Source organism: Psychrobacter sp. AOP5-GZ1-6 (assembly GCF_052376345.1).
In the GTDB taxonomy this organism is placed as follows: Bacteria; Pseudomonadota; Gammaproteobacteria; order Pseudomonadales; family Moraxellaceae; genus Psychrobacter.
This window is the reverse complement of sequence record NZ_JBQSVP010000145.1, coordinates 1-7,473: the sequence shown is the minus strand read 5'-3', so window position 1 is coordinate 7,473 and position 7,473 is coordinate 1. Positions and strand designations below refer to the sequence as shown.

Below are 7,473 nucleotides of genomic sequence, written 5' to 3'. Positions count from 1 at the left end.
CAGAGCCTGTTCTTACCAGTTAAAAATCAACAACTAAAACCCTCTAGCATTATCACTAGTCACGGTATAAAAGATATTAAAAGCACTATTAGCACCAGTTTTGATAACTTTACCATCTACCGTTGCACTGGCTTCGAAATTAACACCACCACCTGCGCTTTCACCACTAACGATGTTCGGCAAGGTCAGTGAATGCACGATCACTTTCTTATTGGTAATGGGTGTCTCTGCTTTGGTTAGTTTTGTACCTCGTGGTTTCACCACTTCTCCCTCTGCAACGACTGTTGATAAATCATCATAAATAATATCGAAGTCTAATAATTGTGCCTGATCAAGTTTTGCTTGTCCGTTTACAACAGGGATACCAACAAGAGTTTTGCTGCCACGATGGATCATGCGATTATCGATAACTTTACCATTATCTAGCTTTCTGCCTTCTGCAGCCACTGAGTTAGTTCGAACTATCAACATCACTTTATAGCCTGGTACCGCAACTTTACCTTTTCCATCAAAAATATCAGCGACCAATTCTGGAGCATTTTTCGCTTCATTAATGACTACTCGAGCAGAGCTTTCAGAAACAGGATAGTCTTTGCCGTCAATCGTCAAATAACGAGTATCAGCATAGCTGCTTTGCGTTTTCATCAGACCCGTGGTGACAGCATTAGAAGGCGTTGCGCTCGATGATGACATCGTATTTTGACAGCCTGCGACTCCCAAAGATAATAGAGCAATAGATAAAATACAAACTTTAGATAATGGGTTTTTGCTGAAACATGAGTGAGTTGAACGTGACATAATTTAATCTCATAAGAAGGATTTTTGTGAAATACAGAATCATTAGAAAGCAGTATTATTGATAATGATTATCATATGCATTATTATTACGATATTGTAACTGCTTGTCAATAATTATCAGTGATATAAATTGCATGTGTTAATCCTCTTACAGCTTCAATATAAGCAACGCTATGTCTAAGACTTTGTTCAATAAACTAAATATAATAAAGGATAAGTATGTCAAGATCTCGGGGAAGCCTTGCAATGATAACGATAACCATGGCAGGAGTAATGATGTCACCAAGCTATGCTAAACCTGACTTGACCAAGACCGTAGATATGAGCTTATTGCATGCCAAAGATATCGGGTATCGTTTCGTATATCATACCTTCAGTGCACCTGCACCAAAACTATTCTCCTCTAGCTTAACCGATTCACAATTGAAAACGCTGCAAACCTATGCAAAACCTCGTCATTATCAAGTGTGGTTAGCTATTCCTGAGCAGACAACCTATCATCTACTCTCTAACAATTCTGTAAAAACTCCTAGTAAAGTGCTTTATATGCTTGATGGTAATGCGGCTATTGATGATTTAGATAAGGATACGCTGCGCTTATTATCCCAATCTACACCACAAAAATCAGCGCCTACTTTGGTCTTTATAGGTTACCAAACACCTTATCGCTTCGATGTTGATGCCCGCGCCTACGACTATACCCCACCATTATTAGCCAACACTGTAGATAACGGTGCTTTTCAAGAAGAAGGTAGAGAGCGATTAAATGGCGGTGCAGCACACTTTTATGCGTTGATTGAAAAACAAATAAAGCCGTGGGTATATGGTCAGTTGGGCGAGAAACCGAAGCAAGAAGCCATTTGGGGACACTCTTACGGTGGTTTGTTTGTGTTATATAATTTGTTCAAGCATCCTGAAGCTTATCAGCAGTATTTCAGTGCAGATCCATCACTTTGGTGGCAAAATGGAGAGATGATTAACTATTGGCAGGCATATCAAAATTTTCCTAAAGCGCAACTTGCAGATATAACTAATAATAAACACAAACAAATACGACTCACTTTTAGTCACTCTCCAGAGCAGACCACTATGCCAGTAGTAGCGCCTACTCTGATGAGTAAAAAAGAATTCGCCAAGGAAGTCTGTGAGCACTTTGAGGAGCGTTGTAGCTATCAGTTTTACAACCAATCTCATGGAGAGGTATTTACAACCTCTCTATTAGAGAGCTTAAAGAACTTCTAAGATTAAGCCTATTCAAGATAACTTTAGCACTCTGACCTTATCTACTGGATAAGAAAAACCTCGCTAGGTTACCCAAGCAAGGCGGGAGAGAAACTTTTTACAAGATTATGAGACAATTGATCACCCAAATAAAAAGGTCTGAACCATTAGTTCAGACCTTTTTTATTCTTAAAGAAAATACTGTATCTAAGAATTAGAAATCAACACTCACATCAAACACATAAGTACGGCCAGGCTCATTAAAAGTACGTGCGCCTGCATTCGTAGCGGTACCCTCACGATAAACACCCGTATCAAATAAGTTTTTGACACCAGCACCAACCGTAATCGCTTTTGTCAAATCATAGCGAGTGCTCACGTTAGCAATGGCATACGGCTCGCGATCAAGCAACGGGTCATCACTATCATCTCCCGTCGTCGCTGAAATCGTTGGGGCTTCAATCGTGCCATAGTAGCTCACATCAAAACCAGCATTCCACTGAGGCGTGATATCCCAATCGACACCCGTGTTTACAGTGAACTTAGGAATGAGCGATAATGGCTCGCCATTGTCTTTACGCTCTGAGCGGATGTTACCAGTGATATTAGAAGACCATCTTACATTGTCAGTGACTGGTACTTGTACAAAGCCTTCTAAACCTTCAACAATTGCTTCACCTTGATTGTCCCATTGAAAGATAGAACGATCTGTCGCCGTATCTACCGCCACACGATCCGTACCAGCGCCAATGCGGTTATCATAGGCATTGTGGTAATAAGTCAAGCCAGCATTCAATCCCGTACCATCATCATAAGTAAAGGTCAGCTCTTTGTTCCAAGAAGTTTCATTTTCTAGATCAGGATTACCTAAGACATGACAACCTTTTTCATCATCAGGTACCCAAGATGGGCAACCATAACCACGAGTGTAGTAAATGTAGTTTGGGTCAAGCTGGTATAGCGATGGCGCTTTAAATGCACGACTGACACCCGCCTTCACTGACCAATCAGGGCTAAAATGCCAAGTGGTATTGATACTAGGCGACCAGTTACTGCCAGCTTCACTATGATAGTCAAAACGTAAGCCTGGCGTGACATACCAATCAGGCGTGATCTCATAGTTATCTTCTAAATAAGCACCGACGAGGTAGGCATCTGAGGTCGGATCGCGCTTGTCAGGATCGGTCTCTACATCACCAAACTCAAAACCATCCTCAAATGTCATATCAGATACCACAGGGTTATCCAGCTTTTCACCGCGGAACTCTGCACCAGCCGTCAAGGTATGACGGTCAAAATAAATATCCCACTCTGATTTGGCATTTAACGTATCGTAGGTTGCCTCTACCCATTCAAAACCCTCGCCGTCGTCAGGTATGACAATCTGACCTTCACCACCACCCGCACTACCTTCACCCAAGCGCTCATTAATTGTCCGAGTGTACTCGACGAAACTGTTACTACTAGCGTCATCGTACTCACCGCGATGGGTGATCGCCGCGCCGTAGCGCTGCATCTTATTGGTGGTCTCACCTTCTAACTCATCTAACAAGTTTTCGTTCACTGATTGGAATAATGAGTCACCTGCCCAGCGGTTTTCTTGACGACTATAATTGACCTCAACACCGACCGTATTCATCGCATCCATCGCGTATTCGAACAACTGACGCACATCGATATTTTCGACACCTTCAGTACCTGCTGCTACTGAGTCATCTAGCGCTTCTGCTGCATTAATATACGGATCATCTGCTTCACTATCGTGGTAACCAAGGGTAGTACGTGAGGACAGCTTATCAGTCAATGCACCAGACATATTGACGTTAGTACGCCAGCTGCTGCCTTCTAGGTCACTCTCTGGCGTCTCATAGTGCCCACTGATAGAAAACTCTGACTCAGTCGGGCGCTTGGTGATGATATTGACTACCCCGCCCATACTACCAGAGCCATAACGAGCGGCTGCTGGGCCACGCAATACTTCGATGCTCTCGATAGCACCTGGTGGTACCCACTGCGAGTCACCACGTGTGTCTTGCTCACCACCACGGCTCGGTCGCGAGGAATTACGAGAAGTGACAGGACGACCATCGATTAAAATCAAAGTGTTATTTGGCCCCATGCCGCGCAAATCGATTTGACGCTGATTACCGCGCTGTCCAGAAGTAGACGAGCCAGATAAATTGACGCCAGGCATTTTGCGCACGATCTCTGCAATGTCATTGGAAACAGAGGCTTTCTCGATGGCCTCTTCGCTAATGACAGACAACCCCGCCGCTTGCTCGAGCTCCTCTCGCGCCGCCTTGACGACGATAGTATCCAGCTCAACAGAAGGCATCGCTTGCTGTTCTACAGCTTCTTGCGCTTCTATTTGTTGTACAGTAAGGTCATCGCTTTCAGCGGCGAATGCAGTGGTACTCAAAATAGAGACGATAGTAATGCTTAGTAAAGCTCTTTTGGTCGTTAAACAAGGCGATTTTTGAAAATAAAAGAAGGGCGTAGCGGCAGAGCTTGGTGATGTCGGCATAGATCGCAATCCTAGTGAGACTTATTTTTCAGTATGTTTTAGCTTTAGCCAATTGTTAGGCAGGTATTCACCTAGCAGTAACTAAGTATTCTGCTTCAGGACAGAGAATCTGGATGACTAACGAGCTATTGGCAATAAAGCAGGCACACTTTAGCAAAATCATAGAATTAATACAAACAATAATCATTCCTATTATCATTTTTATTTGAAGGTTGAGATTTCCTTATGAATATAGGTGTTGGTAAGTTTTTGCCCATAGGATTTCAGTTATCTAGTTCAATTTTAAAAAATAAACTATACGTCATCTCTGAAATATTTATAGACTACGTCTATGGCGAACCAATCAAACTCCTTCGCTGGTTCAGTACCCTAGTGAGGACTTGAACCTTCGGCTGTAGGTTAATGTTATCAAGGTTTCAACTTACGGAAATAGTCACAGTGTACTTCGTAGTGTACCTAAAATACATATTCTATCTGTGATCGGTGCGCTATAAAGGTATCGAACAGCCAGCTTTCTATAGGTAAATGTTATAAACTTTTCAAAAACGTTTTAGCCTCAATGGGCTTAGTAAGCTCAATAAATTTAATATGCTGGTATTGAGGTTTGTTTATTAACTGACGAACCTTTTTACGATTTTTCTTATGCGTTGTGATCGTCCACCAAATAATAGATTTTTTGGAAAACAGTCTTGTTAAGCTCTCTACATTATTGGTATCCCACAGCTTCTTTCTACTAATAGTCCTAAATATGGCACGCCTGAAAGCACGAGACAACACTAATGGAAACGAATAGTTCAGCCAAATGACGGTGTCGATATCTTTCCATTTTATAGGTATCGTCCGACTATAATTGCCATCTAATACAAACGCTGGCTTATCTAGCGCCTTTTCAATATGTGTGATAAAGGTTTCATCATCAACATGCTCCCAATCATCCAGCCAAAATAATCCGTCCATTTCAACATATGCACAGTTAAGTTTATCTGCTAGAGCTTTGGCAAACGTAGATTTCCCTGAACCTGATGTACCTAACACGTTGACTCTTTTCATGGTTATATTACCTCAAACAATTATGAATATTTCAGCAATATTCGAAAAAAGGCACGTAGTATACCCCAAGGAAACCAGTTATTTTACCCTTCAAACATATTAACAGACTACTCAAAATAGACTGTTAATATGGAACCATCTATAACAGACTTTAGAGTTATAGGACTGGTTGCTGTGCTTTTTTCCTATCATTAGCCTATACCTAAAAAATAAAACCTCTAAACGATACTCTATCTATCATTAGACTTATTTCTATTATTAAATGATATTAATATCATGATATTATCAATGGACATTAATTTATAAGTCTAAATAATATAGGTGGCGTTATGACCGTTCGTATTTATGTGAGAGCCAGCACTAAGGATCAAGACGCTAAGAGAGCCTTGTCTGACTTGATTAGCTTTAGCCAAAGCTATAACGATAACCTTGTTGAGTACGTTGAGCATTTCAGTGGTACAAAGCTCGATAGGCCAGTATTAGCTAAGCTATTAAAGGACGCTGATCAAGGCGATATTCTGCTGGTTGAAAGCGTGGACAGATTAAGCAGGCTATCTCAAGATGATTTTGCAATTCTAAAGCAGCGCATCAAAGACAAGGGCTTGCGATTGGTGGTGGCTGATCTACCAACTACGCATACGGTAAGTAAAGGCATGACAGGTGAGATCCTAACAGTGATTAACCATATGCTGATCGACTTATTAGCAACGATGGCAAAGCTTGATAACGATAAGCGTAGAGAGCGTATTAAGCAGGGGTTGGCGAACAGTGGTTATAAGCCCACTGGTAAGAAGCCTAATACAACGAAACACAATCGTATTAAAGAATTAGCCAGTCAAAACAATATGACGAAAGAGGAGATTGCTAAGGCGGTTGGTGTTGGGGTGGCTACGGTCTATCGGGTGTTAAAGCAGGGCTAACAGCTGAATAGTTGAGGTATTTTAAATAACAGTTTGTCTTTTTTATAGACACGATACTCTTAATTTCTTGGTCATGGTAAACTCCTATAATTGTGCTTAGTTTACCAAGTTTAGTTGTACGGTTTCTTCAGCATAGCTCATGAGCGAGCTCGTCGCTTAAACTGTAGTAAAACAGGCATTTATCATGCCCTAAAGCGCCTAGGCATCAGTCAAAAAAAAGACCTTAGAGCATCCAAAAGCCTGTCCGATCAAAAGAGCGATATACCACAGTAAGCATAATAGCTTTAGGCAGCAAGGCTATCCCATCGTTTATATATACGCGCGCGGCTTTGAGCACGAGACCATTCGCTCTCATGGTTATGCACCGATTGGTAAGCCTTGTATCGATAGCTACAACTGGCAAGGTAAAAAGCGAACCAACGTTATCGGTGCTCTATATGAAAAGATGCTGTTTGCGCTTGATTACTTTGAACACAACATTAACAGCAGCATATTCTACGACTGGTGCAAACACACCCTAATCCCAAGTCTTAAAACGAAATGCGTGATTGTGATGGATAATGCCAGATTTCATAAGAGCAAGCGTATTCAAAAGCTACTGAATAGACATGGTCATCGTATTCTATGGCTGCCACCGTACAGCCCTGACCTAAACCCTATCGAAAAGAAATGGGCACAAGTAAAGTTTCTACGCCAAGGCTGGATGGAGAATAATTTATCCAAGTTGTTTTATGATGTTTGTCCTAACCATAACAATTTTATTTTGAACTGACTATATCATATCTATTCTTAATATAGATTAGGGTCTCTATATATATTTGTTTAAACTTGCCCAAATAACATTACGCCATGTATTAATGAAGGGCCTAAGAATACCATAAACAATCCCGCTAAAACCATTGTTAAACTAGCTATAACGCCCTCGTCCTCATTGCGCTGACTTGCCCGGGCTGTACCAAG

At 41.4% G+C, this 7,473-nt stretch carries 7 protein-coding genes and 1 pseudogene; 4 read left to right on the top strand and 4 right to left on the bottom strand.

From position 1 onward, the window contains the following. Nucleotides 1-33: 33 nt before the first annotated feature. Entirely contained in the window at nucleotides 34-798 is a 765-nt protein-coding gene (locus ACT3RN_RS13480; RefSeq protein WP_442063235.1) for a hypothetical protein, read from the bottom strand. 246 nt (nucleotides 799-1,044) lie between these two features. On the opposite strand from ACT3RN_RS13480, the gene ACT3RN_RS13475 reads away from it, so the two are divergent. Beyond that, the gene (locus ACT3RN_RS13475) at nucleotides 1,045-2,040 is read left to right on the top strand and encodes an alpha/beta hydrolase (RefSeq protein ID WP_442063238.1); all 996 of its coding nucleotides are present in this window, start codon (nucleotides 1,045-1,047) and stop codon (nucleotides 2,038-2,040) included. A gap of 193 nt (nucleotides 2,041-2,233) precedes the next feature. Here ACT3RN_RS13475 and ACT3RN_RS13470 read toward each other — a convergent pair whose 3' ends face one another. Both ACT3RN_RS13470 and ACT3RN_RS13465 read right to left on the bottom strand, forming a co-directional pair. Beyond that, nucleotides 2,234-4,543, bottom strand: a complete 2,310-nt coding sequence (locus ACT3RN_RS13470) for a FepA family TonB-dependent siderophore receptor (protein ID WP_442063241.1) — start codon at nucleotides 4,541-4,543, stop codon at nucleotides 2,234-2,236. A gap of 528 nt (nucleotides 4,544-5,071) precedes the next feature. Then, on the bottom strand, nucleotides 5,072-5,593 hold the full coding sequence (locus ACT3RN_RS13465) for an adenylate kinase (protein WP_181717135.1): 522 nt from the start codon (nucleotides 5,591-5,593) through the stop codon (nucleotides 5,072-5,074). Between the two features lie 329 nt (nucleotides 5,594-5,922). Here ACT3RN_RS13465 and ACT3RN_RS13460 point away from each other — a divergent pair, with 329 nt between their 5' ends. From ACT3RN_RS13460 to ACT3RN_RS13450, 3 genes and pseudogenes are all read left to right on the top strand, one after another. Further along, entirely contained in the window at nucleotides 5,923-6,513 is a 591-nt protein-coding gene (locus ACT3RN_RS13460) for a recombinase family protein (protein ID WP_068406590.1), read from the top strand. A gap of 138 nt (nucleotides 6,514-6,651) precedes the next feature. Then, nucleotides 6,652-6,786, top strand: a pseudogene (locus ACT3RN_RS13455) (IS630 transposase-related protein); the annotation flags it as partial. Further along, complete coding sequence (locus ACT3RN_RS13450; RefSeq protein WP_444518714.1) at nucleotides 6,761-7,285, top strand: transposase; 525 nt, start codon at nucleotides 6,761-6,763, stop codon at nucleotides 7,283-7,285. The pseudogene ACT3RN_RS13455 and the gene ACT3RN_RS13450, both read left to right, overlap by 26 nt. A gap of 50 nt (nucleotides 7,286-7,335) precedes the next feature. On the opposite strand, the gene ACT3RN_RS13445 is transcribed toward ACT3RN_RS13450, so the two are convergent. Continuing rightward, on the bottom strand, nucleotides 7,336-7,473 hold a 138-nt coding region (locus tag ACT3RN_RS13445; RefSeq protein WP_443509720.1), incomplete at its 5' end, for an LrgB family protein.